Origin of the sequence: Sulfurimonas sp. (assembly GCF_026196735.1) — a bacterium.
In the GTDB taxonomy this organism is placed as follows: domain Bacteria; phylum Campylobacterota; class Campylobacteria; order Campylobacterales; family Sulfurimonadaceae; genus Sulfurimonas.
Map to the genome: position 1 here is coordinate 43,889 of NZ_JAPHUF010000004.1, position 16,906 is coordinate 60,794.

A 16,906-nucleotide genomic window follows, 5' to 3' on the forward strand; every position below is an offset into this window, starting at 1 on the left:
TCTACAACTTACAAGCCAATGATATGAGAGCTTTACTCTTTCACGGTAATTGTACTACCTGCCATTTTGAAAATAAAACAGTATCTGCTCCATCAGTACTTGAATTTAAAAACAGATATATGCAAGCATTTAAAGACAAAGAAGATTTTGTTAGTTACATGTCAACTTGGGTAAAGCATCCAAAAGAAGAGACTTCGCTTATGCATGACGCTGTTAAAAAACACGGTCTTATGCCTGAGCTAGGCTATGATATCAACACACTAAAGGAGATTTCTGCCTACATATATGAGACTGATTTTACTAAACATCACGAAGGACACAAAGATTAACCTTTAAAGTCCCTCTCCCAAAAAAATTCTATCCACTACTACTAATTTCACACAAAAAGAAGTGATTCTTTTTGCTACGCTAGACGCTATGTCGCTAAAGATAATGCTAAGCATTACAAGAGCGTATAAAATCTTTTTCCCAAAAAAATTCTATCCACTCTTCAGCCTCATTTATCCAAAAATCAGGTTCATAGATAGATGTTTTTTTATAAAACAGTGTTGCACAAGAGAATTCTATATCTTTAAAATTGTTTTGCAAATACTTCATAACTGTTTTTATGGTGTCTCCGCTATCTGCAATATCATCAACAACTAAAACTTTTTTTGCGCTTTTAAAATCACACTCTGCAAATAGAGTGATTTTGTCTCGTTTATCTGTTTTATCATAAAGTTCTGTTCTTATGCTTTGAACCTGACGAATGTCTAATCCCTCCGCCATAACATGTGAAAGGGTAAGCCCGCCTCTTGCAATAGCAACGATCCCCTCAAAGTCTGAACTTCTGACTTTTTCTATTAAACTATTTGTATCGTTTTTAAAATTTTCATAGGAGTAATATTTCATAAATTGAATTATACTATGTTAAATCTTTTCTGATAGAATTTCTTCCAAACAAGGATTGTTTATGTATAAAAATATTTTACTAGCAATAATCATAGCAATTATAACCGGTTGTTCTGCACCAAAGCCTGAGCAGGCACCAAGCTGGTACACAAATATACCTCAAGATGATAAGTTGTTTTACGCAGTTGGAGCCGCTGATACAATTGATAAAGCTAAAAATAATGCTATTGCTTCAATGAGAGAAAATTTAGCTGAACAAATTGACAACTCATTTAAAGAAGTAACTCATAAACTTTTGCCCATAGACAATACGATACTTCAAAATATTTTTAAACAAAATCTAGATATATCTAAAAAACTGTTTTTTAAAAATATAACACTGGCTAACTCGCAAAGTTTTAAAGGAGAAAAACTAGTTCTTATAAGCATATCCAAACAAGATTTATTTAAAAAACTAAAAATAATCTCAGATGCACAATTTCTTCGCACAAAACAAGAGTATGCCGTAACACGAAACAGTGCCACTTTAAAAAGATTTATCGTACTTGATGAACTAATGGAAAAGTTTGCGCATATTGCATCCCTAGCCGAGTACAAAACATTTTTACTCTCTACTTATAATTCAGATGATGAGTTTGAATTTTTAAAAAACATGAAAAATGAATATGACAGATTAAAAGCATCAATAAATATTTATGTTCTTACAGATAGTAACTCGAGAATATTTTCAAAGATAATAAAAAACTCACTAAACGAAAAAGGCTTGAGCACAAAAAACAGTTTTGAAAATGAAGTTTCTTTAAAGCTTTTAATTACTTCTGAGACAACACAGTCACAAGAATACTCTTTTAATCAATCAAAATCTCTTGTGAAATTCACACTCTTTGATAAGCAAAAGACACTGCTATCTTTACGCCAACACACCTTTATAGGAAAATCAAGAAAGAGTTATGAAGATGCAAAAATACAATCAGCTGTATATCTAAAAAATAAAATCAACAAGCTTGGTATATTTGACTTTATTGGAATTGAAAAATAATTGATTTTTTTGTTAATAAATGTCATTTAAGATTAAAACTGCTACAATCGTTACAATTAAATTAAGGACATCTCAAATGACTAAAACCATTTCATCAGCACTGTTAGCTGGCTTACTTACACTTGTTATGACAGGATGCGATAAAAAACCAACCCCTGAAGAAGAAGCAGGATTTGATACAAGCAACTTTGGTTGTAAGCAAGAAAATGTTTTAGCTCCTAAGTGGACTTGTGTTCCAGATGTAGATGGTTTTTACTCCGGTGTCGGAATTGCAGAAAAAAGTAAGGCCGGTATGGCTCATATGAGAAGAGTCGCTACGGCAAACGGTCGTTCTGATTTAGCACAACAGATACAATCTCAAGTAAAAGATAAAATCACTGTATACAGCGGTACGACCGGTGTAGCTGAGGGTGAAACTGTAGATCAGGTTGCTGAAGCTGTGACTAAGCAAGTTGCCAAAGTCGACCTAGTAGGCTCAAAAGCTGTTGACTCTTGGACTTCTCCATCAGGTGCACTTTACTTACTTGTGACTGTCCCAAAAAGCTCTACTAACAAACAGATAAAAGAAAATATAAATACTAGCTATAAAAACGATAGAGCATTATGGCAGCAGTTTAAAGCTAAAAATGCACTAGAGAGTCTTGAAAAAGAATTCGATGAGTAGTAAAAAGCTTCTCTCTTTTGAGAGAATCTTTGCAAACAATTTTTAATCCCCTCTAATTTCGATATAATTCCAAATAAACTACAAATTTTTCTTCACATAGAATAAGGCAACAATTATGAAAAAAATCGCCATTATTGGTCGTCCAAATGTTGGCAAAAGCTCACTTTTCAACAGACTGGTTAAAAAAAGAGATGCTATTACTTCCGAACAAGCCGGAACAACTAGAGATGTTAAAAGACGAGATGTCATTATCATAAACAAAGAAGCACTTCTTTTAGATACAGGCGGACTGGATAGAGGCTGCGAACTGTTTGACAAGATAAAAGAGATGTCTCTTAAAGCAGCTTATCAAGCAGACATTATTTTATATATGGTTGATGGAAAAGGCTTGCCTGAAGAAGAAGATAAAAAACTTTTTTATGAACTTCAGGCATTGGGAAAAGATGTAGCATTAGTTGTCAATAAAATAGACAACGACAAAATGAAAGAAAAACTTTGGGAGTTTTATGAGTTTGGTACCGATGCTATTTTTGGCATCTCAGTAGCTCACAACAGAAATACGGTTGAACTTCTTGAGTGGATAGCAAGTAAAATTCCGGATTCTGACATAGTCAAAGAGGTTGAAGAAGAAGTTGAACAAGACAACAATATAACTATTATCCGCGAAGATTTAAGCGATGAAGATTTCTTTGCAAATATAGAAGCTCAAGACGAAGAAGATGATGGTTTTACTTACTGGGACGAAGATGAAATGGACGGTACCATTGATGATGAAAATTCCATTTTTGCTCAAAATGATAAAATTAAAGAATTTAATGAAGATGATGTTAATCATATAAAAATCTCTATCATCGGTCGTACAAATGTAGGCAAAAGTTCACTTTTAAATGCGCTTCTTGGAGAAGAACGATCAGTTGTAAGCAGCGTTGCCGGAACAACGATAGACCCCATTGATGAAAGCATCAACTACAAAGGTAAACAACTCACATTTGTTGATACAGCAGGTCTCAGGCGTCGCGGTAAAATCATAGGTATTGAGAAATTTGCGCTTATGAGAACAACAGAGATGCTTGAGAATTCAAATATGGCACTTGTAGTATTAGATGCTAGTGAGCCTTTTTTAGACCTTGATGAGAAGATTGCAGGACTTGTTGATAGTAACAAGTTGGCTTGTATCATTGTTTTAAACAAATGGGATATAGCTAAAAGAGAAGAACACGACAAAATCATCCAAACTGTAAGAGATAGATTTAAGTTTTTAGCTTATGCTCCTATTATAACGCTATCTGCAAAATCTCATCAAAGAGTTGATAAACTTAATGATATGATTTTAGAGATTAACGAAAATTACTCTCAACGCATCCCAACTTCACAACTAAATGCAGTTATGGACAAAGCTATGAGAAGACATCAGCTTCCGTCTATGCATGGACAAGTTATACGCATCTACTATGCAACACAGTATGAAACTAGACCGCCAAAAATTGCTATTGTCATGAATAAACCAAAAGGTCTGCATTTTACATATAGAAGATACTTGACAAATAAACTAAGAGAGGCTTTTAACTTTACGGGAACACCTCTTCTTTTTAAAGCTAAAAAACGCGGGGAAAAGTAGAAAATAAACCGTTGTTAAAACGGTTTAAATACAACCAAGAACACTATTGCAAGAAGCAGTAGTGTCGGAACTTCGTTATAGACTCTGAAAAACTTTCCGCTTTTGTCACATTCATCATTTAAAAACTTAATCCTATAATATCCGAGTGAAAAAAAGTAAGCCATCAATATAAGAACTAAAAATATCTTTGTGTGTATCCAGCCGTTGCCGCTAAAGCCAAATTCGTAAGCCAAATAAGCACCACTGATTATGGTAGCCCACATGGCAGGAACACCTATATATTTATAGATCTTCATCTCCATGACTTTTACTACTTTAACAAAACCTTCATTTTCAATGTTTTCAGCATGATAAACAAAGAGTCTCGGCATGTAAAAAAGTACAGCAAACCACGAAGTGAACGAAAGTATATGAAACCAGAAAATCCAACTATACATGTATTAACTATCTAGGGTTTCTAAATCTTTTACAGATCCATTTCTATGTGAAACAACTTTCTCATGTAAACGACGAAGGGCTTTTGTTGCTCTATCTACTGCTAAGTCAATAGCAGCGTCTAAGCTGTCATCTGCTTGAGAAATAACAACCGGTTTAGCGTGAGCAACATGAATATCAAACTCTATTGATACACCTTTTTTCTCAGCAGCTATGTGTACATTAACCGAAGTAATCTCTAAAGAATATTTTGAAAAACTCCCTATTGCAGACTCAATATGAGCTCTTGTGTTTGGTTGAAGCGTGATGCCTTTTGCATGAACTTGTACATTCATCATAAATCCTTTAGTTGAGTAACTTTTTACTCTATATTAGCTATATGATAGCAAAAAATAGTTAAAGAATGTATAATGTCAAAAAAAATTAATAATTTGTTTGGAGTTATATATATGAGAGTGTTCACAGGTATTCAGCCCTCTGGTGATTTGCACATAGGAAACTATTTTGGATCTATTAAACAAATGGTTGATGCGCAAGAGGATAATGATACATTTGCTTTTATAGCAAATTATCATGCGATGACAAGCGGTGCGAAAGACTTATCGAAACTTACAATGCAAGCTGCTACAGATTTTTTAGCACTTGGAATTGATCCAAACAAATCAACATTTTGGGTTCAATCAGATGTAAAAGAAGTTTTAGAGCTTTACTGGATATTATCGGGCTTTACTCCAATGGGTCTTTTGGAGCGTGCTCACAGTTACAAAGATAAAACAGCTAAAGGCATCGCGGCAAACCATTCACTTTTTTCATATCCTGTTTTAATGGCAGCGGATATTTTACTTTTTAACTCCGAAGTTGTTCCTGTTGGAAAAGACCAGATTCAACATGTAGAAATAGCAAGAGATATAGCTACAAAATTTAATAATCAATATGGTGACATACTAACTATGCCGGAGTTTCGTGTTCAAGAAGAAGTTCAAACAGTTCCTGGAATCGATGGACAAAAAATGTCTAAGAGCTATGGAAATGTTGTAAATATCTTTGGTGAAGAAAAAAAACAGATGAAGACAATCAAAAAAATCGTTACTGAAAATGTAGCTATGGATGAGCCTAAGGAGTTTGAGACATGTAATGTTTATAATATGGCAAAACTGTTCTTAGAGGGCGATAATCTGATAGCACTTCAAGATAGATATAAAAAAGGCGGCGAAGGTCACGGTCATTTTAAAATCTATCTAGCAGAAGTTATGTGGGAATACTTTAAAGAGTATAGAGAAAAAAGAGAGTATTTTGAAAACAATCAAGATGAAGTTAGAGAGATTTTAACTATTGGCGCAAACAAAGCAAGAGAAATTGCAATGCCAACAATCCAAAAAATTAGAAGTGTTACAGGGATAAAATACTAAATATCTTTTTTTGATAATTTAATTATATTTTTAGTAAAATTCAACTAATATACACATAATAAATTTTAGGAGAATTATATGAAAGAAGTAAGAAAAGTATTAGGTGCATTAATTGCCACAACTGTATTGTCAACTTCGGTGTTAGCAGCTGATAAAGAGTTCAAAGTTTTACCGGTATTTACTGATGGTAACTGGTGTGGACAAACAGAGGTTGCAGTTGTTGTAGGAAGCAGTAACTTTGACAAAAACGAATTAAGCACAGGTGTCAATTATGGCGTTGAAGTGTCATTTGACTGCCCTATATTCACTCTTCCTGGTGATCATTTGCTTCGTCAACAAGTAAGTCTGAGTCGTTATGACAAAAACAACTTTACTGTTACTGTTATCGAGATGAACCCTTACTACTTTTTTGATATTACTAAAGACTTAGTTCTTGGTGTTGGACCTGGTATAGCTGCAGTTCATGGAGATGCAGACAATGCAGAGAGTAAATGGGCTTTTGCTTATCAAGCAGGTGCAGGTTTAAAATACTATATGGATGATTTTCTTGTTGGGTTAGATGTTCGTTGGCAATGGACTGATGAAAAAGATTTTGGCGCTGGCAAAGAAGACCTAGATAATATGAGAGTTTTACTAAAAGCCGGTTACAGATTCTAAAAAACTTTTGGGAAGTAACTACTTCCCAACACTTCTTTGTTTATCTAACCAAGCCATCAAACCTTTTTGAGCATGCAGTCTGTTCTCAGCTTCATTAAAAATTATTGCCGAATGTTTCTCAAAAACTTCTTCACTAACTTCTAATCCTCTATATGCAGGAAGACAGTGTAAAAATTGCGCATCTTTTTGTGCTAATGACATCATCTCACCATCAACCATAAAACCGCTAAATATCTTGATGCGTTCTTCTTTTTCTTCTTCTTGCCCCATTGAAGTCCAAGTGTCTGTTGTAACAACTGTTGCACCTTTAACGGCCTCTTTTGGGTCATTAGTCGTAGTGATAATTGCTCCGCTACTCTTTGCGATTTCAAGTGCTTCATTTAAAATATCTGTATCGACTTCATAGCCTTTTGGAGTGGCAATTCTAAGCTTAAAACCAAGTTTTGCAGCAAGCATCATCCAAGAATGCGTCATATTATTTCCATCACCCACATAAGCAGCAACTATATTTTTTGATGCGCCATGTTCAACAAGAGTCATATAATCAGCCAGAAGTTGTACAGGATGATATGAATCAGTCAGCCCATTGATAACCGGTACACTTGAATAGCGCGCAAACTCTTCTATCATAGAGTGTTCAAAAGTTCTTATCATTACCATATCACACATACTAGATATTACACGAGCCGTATCTTTTACAGGCTCTCCGCGACCAAGATGAATATCACGATTTGACAAAAACAGAGCATGACCGCCTAACTGAAACATACCGGTCTCAAAACTAACTCTTGTTCTAGTTGAGCTTTTTTCAAAAATCATTCCAAGAGTCTGGTTTTGCAACTCTTTATTATATATTTTTGATTTAAGATTTTTCTTTATCTCAAGACCAATATTGATAATTTCCAATATCTCTTCTTTAGTAAAATCTTTAAGTGTTAAAAAATGTCTCAATTATTGTCCTTGTGTAACTTCCATAAATTCTCAAAATGTTTACATTTTGTAGCTTTAGGGGGTTGTAGGGACTCTTATCCCTACCACGAAATTGGGCTTTGCTCAATTAGTGTTAAAATAATAAAAGCTGTAATTATACCCTATATTTACTTTTGTAGCATCTGCGCAACTTCTTTTGCATGGTAAGAGATGATTATATCTGCTCCTGCGCGTTTAAAACTCATCATTGTCTCCATTAAAACTCTATCATAATCAATCAAGTCTTGAGCGCCGGCCATTTTTAGCATTGCATACTCGCCACTTACATTATAAACTGCCATTGGAAGTGATGTGTTGTCTTTAATCTCTCTAACAATATCTAAGTATGCTAAAGCCGGTTTAACCATAAGTATATCTGCACCTTGAAGCTCATCTGATATGCTTTCGTTTATTGCTTCTTTTCTGTTAGCCGGGTCCATCTGATAAGTTGCACGGTCACCAAAACTAGGAACAGATTCTGCAACATCACGGAATGGTCCATAATATCCAGATGCAAACTTTGTCGAATAAGACATAATAGGAAGGTTTTCATATCCTGCCGCGTCAAGAGCATCTCTTAAAGTTTCAATAATACCGTCCATCATTCCAGACGGTGCTATCATATCTGCTCCGGCTTTTGCATGTATGACTGCTTGTTGTCCGGAAATTTCCAGTGTTGCGTCATTGTTTACAGTTTCATTTTCTTCATCAATAATTCCGCAGTGTCCATGGTCTGTGTATTCACAAAAACACAAATCTGTTACAACAAACATGTCAGGATGTTTCTCTTTTACCGCTCTAATTGCTTTTGCAATAATTCCGTGTTCGCATAATGAGTCTGAACCGATAGAGTCTTTAACATCCGGGATTCCAAATAGTATAATAGAGTAAAGTCCAAGTTTTTTCAACTCATCACACTCTTTTAAGACCTCATCGATACTCATTTGAAAAACACCCGGCATTGAAGCCACTTCTGTTTTTATACCTTCTCCTGTACGAACAAAAAGCGGATAGATAAAATCATTCACACTTACATTTGTCTCGCGTACAAGTGCGCGAAGATGACTATTTAGACGAGTTCTACGAAATCTTTGAAACATAATAAACCTTTTTTAGCTATAATTCTGAAAAATATTTTACCGTTTTAAAGTTAAAATTAGGGTACATTAATTGAAAATAGAGATTTCAGAAGTTGCAAATCTACCGTCAAAATTCGGTGATTTTAAAGTAAAAGCCTTCAAAGAAGGAAATAAAGAACATTTAGTTATTTATAAAGATAAGTTAAATGAAACTCCAATAGTCAGAGTTCACTCTGAGTGTCTAACCGGCGATGCAATTGGAAGTTTAAAGTGTGACTGTGGAGATCAACTGGAATTTGCCCTTACTCTTGCACAAGAGACCAATGGAATGGTTATTTACCTCAGACAAGAAGGTCGCAATATAGGTCTGTTAAACAAGATAAATGCATATGCTCTTCAAGACAGCGGATTAAACACCATAGAAGCAAATCATCAATTAGGATTTGCTTCAGATGAGAGAACATATGAGATGGTTACATACATACTCCACCATTTCAACATACATAAAATCAGGCTTTTAACAAATAATCCAAATAAAGTAAACTCCATCAGCGATATCGAAATTGTTGAGCGTATCCCGATTATAATGAAGTCAAATAAGCACAATAAAGAGTACTTGAGTGTTAAAAAAGATGACATGGGTCATCTGCTCTAAGGGATATTTTTGGATTTAAAATCAGCACTGAAAAGTGATAACATCACATTGCCGGATAATTTTTTTTATAATATTCAAAAATATAAAGAACACCTTTTTAAGTGGAATAAAATTCACAATCTAACCGGTGCAAAAGATGAAAAAACAATAGATGAGTTTATCTATGATGCAATTTTTCCTATAAGCTTTTTACCTAAAACTAAAAATCTTTTAGACATAGGCACAGGTGCAGGTTTTCCGGGTATGATACTAGCTATAGGACTTCCTGATACAGAGGTAACTCTAGTTGAGCCCCTTACTAAAAGAGCAAGTTTTCTTCAATTTGTGAAAGCAGATCTTGGGCTTGATAATGTTAGAGTTGTTAAAAAAAGAGTTGAAGATATGCAGAGTGAGATTTTTGAGCTTGTGACATCAAGAGCGGTAACAGATACTGATATGCTTCTAAAACTAAGTGAAAATTTTCGTGATGAAAATTCAAAGCTTCTTTTTTATAAAGGTGAAAAAGTATATGATGAAGTTCCTAAAGATTTAAAACATAAAATAATAAAAACAAGAAACAGACACTATTTACTAATTGGAGAAGATTAATGTCACCACAATGGATTGTAGTTATCGGACTTATCGCAGTTGTATACTTTTTCTTTATTAAAAAAAGACCAACTGTTACAAAGTCCGATAAACATGACAATAAACAAAAAAAAGATGAAATTTCAAGCAATGATATGGTCGAGTGTAGTGCATGTGGTATTTACTGTGAACTTGATGATGCCATACTAAGCAACAATAAATACTACTGCTCTGATGAGTGTTTGGAGAAAAAATAATGTTATTGTTCGGACATAGGTTTATAGATAGTGAGAATATTTTTCATATACAAAGTATTGATGCTATACAAAACACACCACCTTCTTCAACTCTCTTGGTAGATTTTAACGAAGACAATTTGGACATAATCAAACATGCTGCTATTAACTCTATACCCCTGGCAATAAATGTAGAAAATATCACTCAAATAATATATGCATCATCTCTTGGAGCTGCGTATATTGTTTTGCCTAAAGAGCTTGCAAAGACGGCTCAAAACTTAGCAGACAATTACCTTTTTGATGCAAAAATTCTAGTACATGTAGAACAAGAAGATGAGATTGAAGAGCTTGCCCTTTTGGGAGTGGACGGTATTATATTTTCTAATGCTATCATCAAAGTAAACTCTTAAGAAAATTATCAATCTAGGACAATTCACATACATTATAATATTATTGTGATATAATAGTAACTTATTTACATAATGGTGACTATATGACTAATATATTAAACGATAAAATTTTAAAAGCAATTCCTGTCATATTCTTTGTATTGATCATTCTTAAGATATTGTATACCTATTATGATATCAAAGATAAAGAGTATGAGTTTGCAAAAAAAGAGGCAGAAGTTTTAAATAGCTATGCTGTTTCTAATAGACATTATTATCAAAATCTCTTTTTAAATGGTACCTTAAAATTAGACGAAAGAACTCTTCAGGCTCTTCCGGCTTATAGCTCAAACATAATATCTGATATCTTTTCCAAAAATAACCCCTTTAACATTACTTTACAAGCTGTATCAGACAGAGCAAGAAATATTGACAACTCTGCCGATGAAGAAGAACTTAAAGCTATTAAATTTTTCAATGAAAACAAAGAAGCAAATGAGCACTTCAGCGATGACAACAGTGAATACTACCAGTACAGCAGTGCTTTAAGAATCAATAATGATTGCTTGAAATGTCACGGTAAAAAAGAGGATGCTCCTAAGTTTATCCAAGAGACTTACGAGGATGCTTATAATTACAAATTAGGTGAAGTTAGAGGTATTATAAGCATAAAAATACCAACCGAAAATATACAAAAGTATTTCATATCTAACTTTTTTCACACTGTGATTCAGGACATGATTATTCTTATAACAATATTTATAGGAATTGGTTTCTTGTTGAGTAAATCTAAAAAAATAAATAACTTACTATCCTCTAAAGTGGCAGAAAAAACTAAAGAGCTCCAAAAATCATTTCTCTTTGAAAGATTAACTCTTTTACCAAACAGATTAAAACTTATACAAGATATTATGCTTAATTCAGACTCAAAATCTATGCATTTAGCTCTAATCAATATAGACAGTTTTAAAGATATAAATGATTTATATGGCTATGATGTTGGCGACAAAATAATCAAGGATATTGCTTATAAGATAAAAGATTTGTGTAACAATAAAAGTATAGTTTATAAATTGCCTACTGATGAGTATGCAATATTTACAATAGCAAATATATCACAAACAGAATTTTTGCATAAACTACAAGATATTATTAAAAAAATACAAGAATCAAAGCTTGAAGTAAATGACAATTCAGTTTTTATAACACTTAGTTGTGGTGTTGTTTCAAATGAAAATGATTTAATGACTAAAGCAGATGTTGCTCTTCAAATCGCTAAAAAGGACAAAAAAAGTATTGTTGTTTATGACAACTCTATCAGCACAAAAGAAAAAATAAGTAAAAACATGGAAGCTCTGAGTCTTCTAAAAAAAGCAATTAAAAAAGACAGAATCACTCCGTACTTTCAGCCGATATACAATACACACACGAAAAGAATAGACAAGTATGAATGTCTAGTTAGAATAATTTTAGACAATGGTGAAGTAATAACGCCTTTTGTATTTTTAGATATTGCTGTAAAATCTAAACTATATCCTGAGATAACAAAGGCAATGATAAAAAAATCATTTGAATATTTTAAAGATAAAGATTATCAGTTTTCAATAAATATCTCTATGAATGATGTGCAAGATAAAAATACTTTACAATTTATAACTGACTCTCTCATGGCCTTTAAAGAACCAAAAAGAGTAGTCTTTGAAATATTAGAAAGCGATAGAATACAAAACTATGAAGAGCTAAAAGTCTTTATACAAGATATCAAAAGATTTGGTTGTCAAATAGCTATAGATGACTTTGGAAGCGGGTATTCCAACTTTTCACATATATTTGAGTTAAATGTGGATTATCTTAAAATAGACTCTTCGCTAGTAAAGTTTATTACTACGGATGACAACTCAAGAATCATTACCAAGACCATTGTAAGCTTTGCATCAAACCTTGGACTAAAAACAATTGCTGAGTTTGTTGAAGACAAAGACTCTCTTGACCTGCTAGAAAAAATGGGTGTAGATTTTATTCAGGGTTATTACATTGGTAAACCAAGTCCTGAATTAAACACCGATTACGATTAACAAAAATCTCGTCTAATATCCGGCTTTAAAGATGTTAAGACTTCATAGCTGATAGTCTTGGCATACACGGCTGCATTTGCAGCATCATCAAAAATCAAAAGTTCTTCTTCATCACTTAAAAATGAGCTGTTATCCATAGATACTCTGCCAATAAGTTCTACACCATTTGGTGTTTTATAGCCATTGGCACAACTTCTCAAAAAACCGTCACCGTAACCAAAATCATAGTTGCCTGCTATGCAATCTGTAGTTGCTTCATAATCACCGCCATATCCAACTCTATCACCGGCTTTTAATTCTCTTGATGAAACTTTATTTGCATATATAGACAAAACCGGTTTTAGAGCATCTATATTTAGAGCATTTGGAAGTTTCATGCAACCATAAGCAGCTATGCCGACTCTTGCCATATCCTCATCAAAATCAGAAGTTCTAAAAAGTGATGGGGAATTTGCAGAGTGAAATCTAAGGTTTTCAAAGCCAAACTCTTGAGCTAAATATATAGCCTCTTTTTTTACAGATTTGAAATTATCGTTTTGCCAAAACCATTCACTCGTTAATTCATCAGCACTTCTATGGTGAGTAAAAACAGCTTCTAAAATTAGTCCTGCTTCTTTTATCTTGGTAAATGCAACTTTGAGTTGACTCATGTCTATACCGTTACGATGCATTCCGGTGTCTACTTTTAACTCTACTTTTGTACCGCTTGGAAATCTGCTTATGTTGTTTATATCGTTAATCGTATATCTTATCTTTTCACTTTTAATCTCTGGGATTTCACCTAAGACTAAAATATACTCAAAAAAATCTTCTACTTCTTTTGCTTCTTGACATGTACGAACTACAGCTTTTTTGACACCGTACTCTTTTGCCAATGATGACATCTCTAAAAGCCCATGTCCATAAGCATTATCTTTTAAAACTAATGCTATTTTATCTACACTTTTGGTACGATTCGCAATAATATCAAGGTTGTTAAAAAAATTGTTTTTATTTAAAGTTATGTAAGCCATAAGGAAATTATACACTATGAAAAGGTTAATCGCAGAATTTGAAGAACAAAGTTTTACACAAATCATATTTCCACACTCTAAAACTGATTGGGTAGACTATCTGGATGAGGCACAAAACACTTTTGTAAACATTATAAACGAAATTATCAAGTATCAAAAATGTCTTGTAGTCTGCGATAATATTGAGAGTGTTAAGAGTAGATTTAAAGAAGATAAAAACCTCTATTTTGCAAAGTATGAAACAAACGATACATGGGCAAGAGACTGCTCTGCTTTATGTGTTGAAGAAGATAAAAATATAAAACTTTTGGACTTTACATTTACAGGTTGGGGCGGTAAGTTTGAAGCCTCAAAAGATAATGCAATGAGTAAATCACTTGCCCGATATTACGACAAAGAACTTATACAAATAGGCTTGATTTTAGAAGGCGGAGCAGTTGAGAGCAATGGAATTGATACCATACTTACAACATCAGAGTGCATGTTAAATAAAAACAGAAACTCAACACTTTCTAAAGAACAGATGACACAAAGACTCCAAGATGAATTTGGAGCGAAAAATATCTTATATCTAAATCATGGATATTTAGCAAGTGATGATACTGATTCACATGTAGATACTTTGGCTAGATTTATTGATGAAAAAACTATAATGTATATTACATGTCAAGATGAGAGTGATGAGCATTACAAAGAGTTAAAACTTATGCAAGAAGAACTTCAGCTTATGGCATCCGTTCACAACTTCACTCTTATTGCTCTTCCAATGACAGATGCAATCTACTTTGAAGATGAAAGACTTCCTGCCACTTATGCAAACTTTCTTTTTGTTAACGGCGGGGTTTTAGTTCCCACTTATGGAGTAAAACAAGATGAAGAAGTACTAGAGATTTTTAGAGAGACTTTTAAAGATAGAGATGTAGTTGCCATTGACTGCTCAACTCTTATAAAGCAGCACGGCTCACTTCACTGTGTTACTATGAACTTCGCTGCCGGCGTTACCCTGAGCGCTCTCTTGATTTAATATTGCAAAACCACTCATCAACAGATAGGTGGCTAGTGCAAATCCTATCGCTATCAAGATTACTCTTTTTATTTTTTCTATTTTACTCATAATGCAATTTTATCCAATTTTTTTAACACTTATGTAACAAAAATTTTATACTATACATTAATTTAAATTTTCAAGGTTTATACTATGTCATATAAAAAAATAATCCCCCTATCTTTGGCTGTAATCGCTATTGCACATGCTGCTGAAGTTGAAATTCCTAAAATCAATGTAGAGTCTACTCTAATTACTGAAGTTAGCCAAAATGCTCAAGTATCTGCCGATTTGGCAGAAGCTCTTAGCTCAAGCGTTCCTAGTATTGATATGAACCGCAGAAGCGGCATTGCAAACGACATCTATATTCGTGGTCAAAAAAGAGACAATATCTCTGTTGAAGTTGATGGAACAAAAGTTCAAGGTGCCTGTGTAAATAGAATGGACCCACCTGTATCTCATGTACTGACAAATCAAATAGAAGAAGTTGAAGTGATTGAAGGTCCTTATGATGTTGAGACTTTCGGAACACTAAGCGGTGGTGTTAAGATAAAAACTAAACAACCGACAAAAGAGGTGCACGGTGAAGTGAACTTTGGTCTTGGAAGCTTCAACTATAAAAAGATTGGTGCTACTGTTAGTGGCGGTAACGATATAGTTCGTCTTTTAGTAAGCACCTCTTATGAGTCGAGTGATCAGTATGAAGATGGTGATGGAAATACAATAGCAGAGCAGATAGACAAGGCTGTCTTAGCGGGCACTGCTCCAGCCGGAACAAAATACCAAACAGCATATCACGATATGGAGGCATACACAAAGAAAAGTGTTATGACAAAAGCATTTGTAACTATTACGGATGACCAAGAACTTCGCTTAAGCTATACTGCAAATAGAAGTGATGATATTCTTTATGGTAACTCAAAAATGGATGCTCTTTATGATGACTCAAACATTTATAGTATTGAGTACAATATAAACAACCTTACTGACAAATATAAGAATTTAAATATCCAATTTTACGCTTCAGATGTTGATCACCCAATGGGAACTGATTATAGAATGTCATCTTTTGGTGCCAATCCGATTATGACAAACTGGCTTACAACAGATATGAGGGGTCTTAAACTCAAAAACAGTTTTTTACTGGACGATTACAAACTTTTAGTCGGTCTTGATGGCAGCGAGAGAAAATGGGATGGAAAGTATCTAAACAATGGACTTCCTCATGCTGGCGGCAGAAAAAGTATAGATGACGCTGTAACTGAAAATGCAGCAATTTTTGCAAAACTTGAAAAAACTTTCGGCGCATTTGATGTTAGTGCGGGAGCTAGATATGACTCAACAGATATAACTAACGGAGGCGGCTTACAATCAAACAGTTATAGTGCTCTGGGTGCAAATATTTTTGCATCATATAACATAGACAAAGAGAACAAAGTTTTTTTAGGTATTGGTCGAGCTTCTCGTGTTCCTGATGCTAGAGAGCTTTACTTTATGAGCTCAAACGGTACTATTACCGGCACGCCAAACTTAGATCAAACTACAAACACAGAGATAGATTTTGGATATGAAGCTAAAAATAACATGTATAACTTTAAGATTAAAGGTTTTTACTCAATGTTAGATGATTACATCTACTATAACAATGATTTAGCTTCAAATAAATTTGTAAATATTGACGCAACAGTATATGGTGCTGAATTAAGTGCATCTTATTTTGCAACAGATGAGATAACTCTTAACATGGGTGCATCATACAAAGTAGGTAAAAAAGACAATGCTTTAGCCGGTCAAACAGACAAAGACTTAGCAGACATGGCTCCTCTTCGTGGAAATATAGCGCTTGACTATGAGTATATGAACAATAGCATGGCAACTATTGAAGTGCAGGCTTCTGACAAATGGAGTGATATTGATGAAGATAACGGCGAGCAGGTACTAAAAGCTTGGGCTGTTTTAAATACAAAAATCAAACATGAAGTAAATAAAAACACAGAAATCACAGTAGGTATTAACAACCTGTTTAATCAAACTTACGAAGTAAATAACACTTATAAAGATTTAATTCTTATTGTAAACGGAACATCTGATGTTATGCTTATGAACGAACCTGGGAGATATTTTTACACAAACCTAACATTTAAATTTTAATCCTTTTTATT

At 33.7% G+C, this 16,906-nt stretch carries 19 protein-coding genes; 13 read left to right on the plus strand and 6 right to left on the minus strand.

The window, feature by feature from the left end:
- Nucleotides 1-23 precede the first annotated feature (23 nt).
- Nucleotides 24-329 (plus strand): cytochrome C, encoded by a 306-nt coding sequence (locus tag OQK60_RS02570; protein ID WP_297683767.1) that lies wholly within the window; start codon nucleotides 24-26, stop codon nucleotides 327-329.
- Nucleotides 330-435: 106 nt separating this feature from the next.
- Here the strand turns inward: OQK60_RS02570 and OQK60_RS02575 are convergent, their stop codons facing one another.
- Entirely contained in the window at nucleotides 436-891 is a 456-nt protein-coding gene (locus OQK60_RS02575) for a phosphoribosyltransferase family protein (protein WP_297683769.1), read from the minus strand.
- A 61-nt stretch (nucleotides 892-952) separates the two neighbouring features.
- Between OQK60_RS02575 and OQK60_RS02580 the strand changes: the two genes are divergently transcribed.
- The 3 genes from OQK60_RS02580 to der all read left to right on the plus strand — a co-directional run bounded on the left by OQK60_RS02580 (nucleotide 953) and on the right by der (nucleotide 4,212).
- The gene (locus OQK60_RS02580) at nucleotides 953-1,930 is read left to right on the plus strand and encodes an LPP20 family lipoprotein (protein ID WP_297683771.1); all 978 of its coding nucleotides are present in this window, start codon (nucleotides 953-955) and stop codon (nucleotides 1,928-1,930) included.
- A 76-nt stretch (nucleotides 1,931-2,006) separates the two neighbouring features.
- The gene (locus OQK60_RS02585; protein ID WP_297683773.1) at nucleotides 2,007-2,594 is read left to right on the plus strand and encodes an LPP20 family lipoprotein; all 588 of its coding nucleotides are present in this window, start codon (nucleotides 2,007-2,009) and stop codon (nucleotides 2,592-2,594) included.
- A 115-nt stretch (nucleotides 2,595-2,709) separates the two neighbouring features.
- Nucleotides 2,710-4,212 carry a ribosome biogenesis GTPase Der gene (gene der / locus OQK60_RS02590; RefSeq protein ID WP_297683775.1) on the plus strand — a complete coding sequence of 501 codons (1,503 nt, stop codon included), beginning with the start codon at nucleotides 2,710-2,712 and terminating at the stop codon, nucleotides 4,210-4,212.
- 14 nt (nucleotides 4,213-4,226) lie between these two features.
- Here the strand turns inward: der and OQK60_RS02595 are convergent, their stop codons facing one another.
- On the minus strand, nucleotides 4,227-4,649 hold the full coding sequence (locus OQK60_RS02595; protein ID WP_297683777.1) for a CopD family protein: 423 nt from the start codon (nucleotides 4,647-4,649) through the stop codon (nucleotides 4,227-4,229).
- Between the two features lie 3 nt (nucleotides 4,650-4,652).
- Nucleotides 4,653-4,982, minus strand: coding sequence for a ribosome-associated translation inhibitor RaiA (gene raiA / locus OQK60_RS02600; protein WP_297683779.1), 330 nt, complete (start codon nucleotides 4,980-4,982; stop codon nucleotides 4,653-4,655).
- 114 nt (nucleotides 4,983-5,096) lie between these two features.
- Between raiA and trpS the strand changes: the two genes are divergently transcribed.
- Both trpS and OQK60_RS02610 read left to right on the plus strand, forming a co-directional pair.
- Nucleotides 5,097-6,056 (plus strand): tryptophan--tRNA ligase, encoded by a 960-nt coding sequence (gene trpS, locus OQK60_RS02605; RefSeq protein ID WP_297683924.1) that lies wholly within the window; start codon nucleotides 5,097-5,099, stop codon nucleotides 6,054-6,056.
- Nucleotides 6,057-6,134: 78 nt separating this feature from the next.
- The gene (locus OQK60_RS02610) at nucleotides 6,135-6,713 is read left to right on the plus strand and encodes an outer membrane beta-barrel protein (protein ID WP_297683781.1); all 579 of its coding nucleotides are present in this window, start codon (nucleotides 6,135-6,137) and stop codon (nucleotides 6,711-6,713) included.
- 18 nt (nucleotides 6,714-6,731) lie between these two features.
- On the opposite strand, the gene argF is transcribed toward OQK60_RS02610, so the two are convergent.
- Both argF and hemB read right to left on the minus strand, forming a co-directional pair.
- Nucleotides 6,732-7,664 carry an ornithine carbamoyltransferase gene (gene argF, locus OQK60_RS02615; RefSeq protein ID WP_297683783.1) on the minus strand — a complete coding sequence of 311 codons (933 nt, stop codon included), beginning with the start codon at nucleotides 7,662-7,664 and terminating at the stop codon, nucleotides 6,732-6,734.
- 146 nt (nucleotides 7,665-7,810) lie between these two features.
- Nucleotides 7,811-8,782 (minus strand): porphobilinogen synthase, encoded by a 972-nt coding sequence (gene hemB / locus OQK60_RS02620; RefSeq protein ID WP_297683785.1) that lies wholly within the window; start codon nucleotides 8,780-8,782, stop codon nucleotides 7,811-7,813.
- Between the two features lie 70 nt (nucleotides 8,783-8,852).
- Here hemB and ribA point away from each other — a divergent pair, with 70 nt between their 5' ends.
- The 5 genes from ribA to OQK60_RS02645 all read left to right on the plus strand — a co-directional run bounded on the left by ribA (nucleotide 8,853) and on the right by OQK60_RS02645 (nucleotide 12,686).
- Nucleotides 8,853-9,416, plus strand: a complete 564-nt coding sequence (gene ribA, locus OQK60_RS02625; protein ID WP_297683787.1) for a GTP cyclohydrolase II — start codon at nucleotides 8,853-8,855, stop codon at nucleotides 9,414-9,416.
- A gap of 9 nt (nucleotides 9,417-9,425) precedes the next feature.
- Nucleotides 9,426-10,004 (plus strand): 16S rRNA (guanine(527)-N(7))-methyltransferase RsmG, encoded by a 579-nt coding sequence (gene rsmG / locus OQK60_RS02630; RefSeq protein ID WP_297683789.1) that lies wholly within the window; start codon nucleotides 9,426-9,428, stop codon nucleotides 10,002-10,004.
- Complete coding sequence (locus tag OQK60_RS02635) at nucleotides 10,004-10,240, plus strand: PP0621 family protein (RefSeq protein ID WP_297683791.1); 237 nt, start codon at nucleotides 10,004-10,006, stop codon at nucleotides 10,238-10,240. The genes rsmG and OQK60_RS02635 overlap by 1 nt, the downstream gene beginning before the upstream one ends.
- The gene (locus OQK60_RS02640) at nucleotides 10,240-10,632 is read left to right on the plus strand and encodes a hypothetical protein (protein ID WP_297683793.1); all 393 of its coding nucleotides are present in this window, start codon (nucleotides 10,240-10,242) and stop codon (nucleotides 10,630-10,632) included. Before OQK60_RS02635 ends, OQK60_RS02640 begins: the two co-directional genes overlap by 1 nt.
- Before the next feature lie 83 nt (nucleotides 10,633-10,715).
- A complete protein-coding gene (locus tag OQK60_RS02645; protein WP_297683795.1) occupies nucleotides 10,716-12,686 on the plus strand; it encodes an EAL domain-containing protein in 1,971 nt (656 codons plus the stop codon).
- Here OQK60_RS02645 and OQK60_RS02650 read toward each other — a convergent pair.
- Nucleotides 12,683-13,699: an alanine racemase gene (locus tag OQK60_RS02650; protein ID WP_297683797.1), complete on the minus strand. Its 1,017-nt coding sequence runs from the start codon at nucleotides 13,697-13,699 to the stop codon at nucleotides 12,683-12,685. The genes OQK60_RS02645 and OQK60_RS02650 overlap by 4 nt on opposite strands.
- A 16-nt stretch (nucleotides 13,700-13,715) precedes the next feature.
- Here OQK60_RS02650 and OQK60_RS02655 point away from each other — a divergent pair, with 16 nt between their 5' ends.
- Nucleotides 13,716-14,723 carry an agmatine deiminase family protein gene (locus tag OQK60_RS02655; protein ID WP_297683799.1) on the plus strand — a complete coding sequence of 336 codons (1,008 nt, stop codon included), beginning with the start codon at nucleotides 13,716-13,718 and terminating at the stop codon, nucleotides 14,721-14,723.
- Between the two features lie 174 nt (nucleotides 14,724-14,897).
- Entirely contained in the window at nucleotides 14,898-16,895 is a 1,998-nt protein-coding gene (locus OQK60_RS02660; RefSeq protein ID WP_297683801.1) for a TonB-dependent receptor, read from the plus strand.
- Nucleotides 16,896-16,906 lie beyond the last annotated feature (11 nt).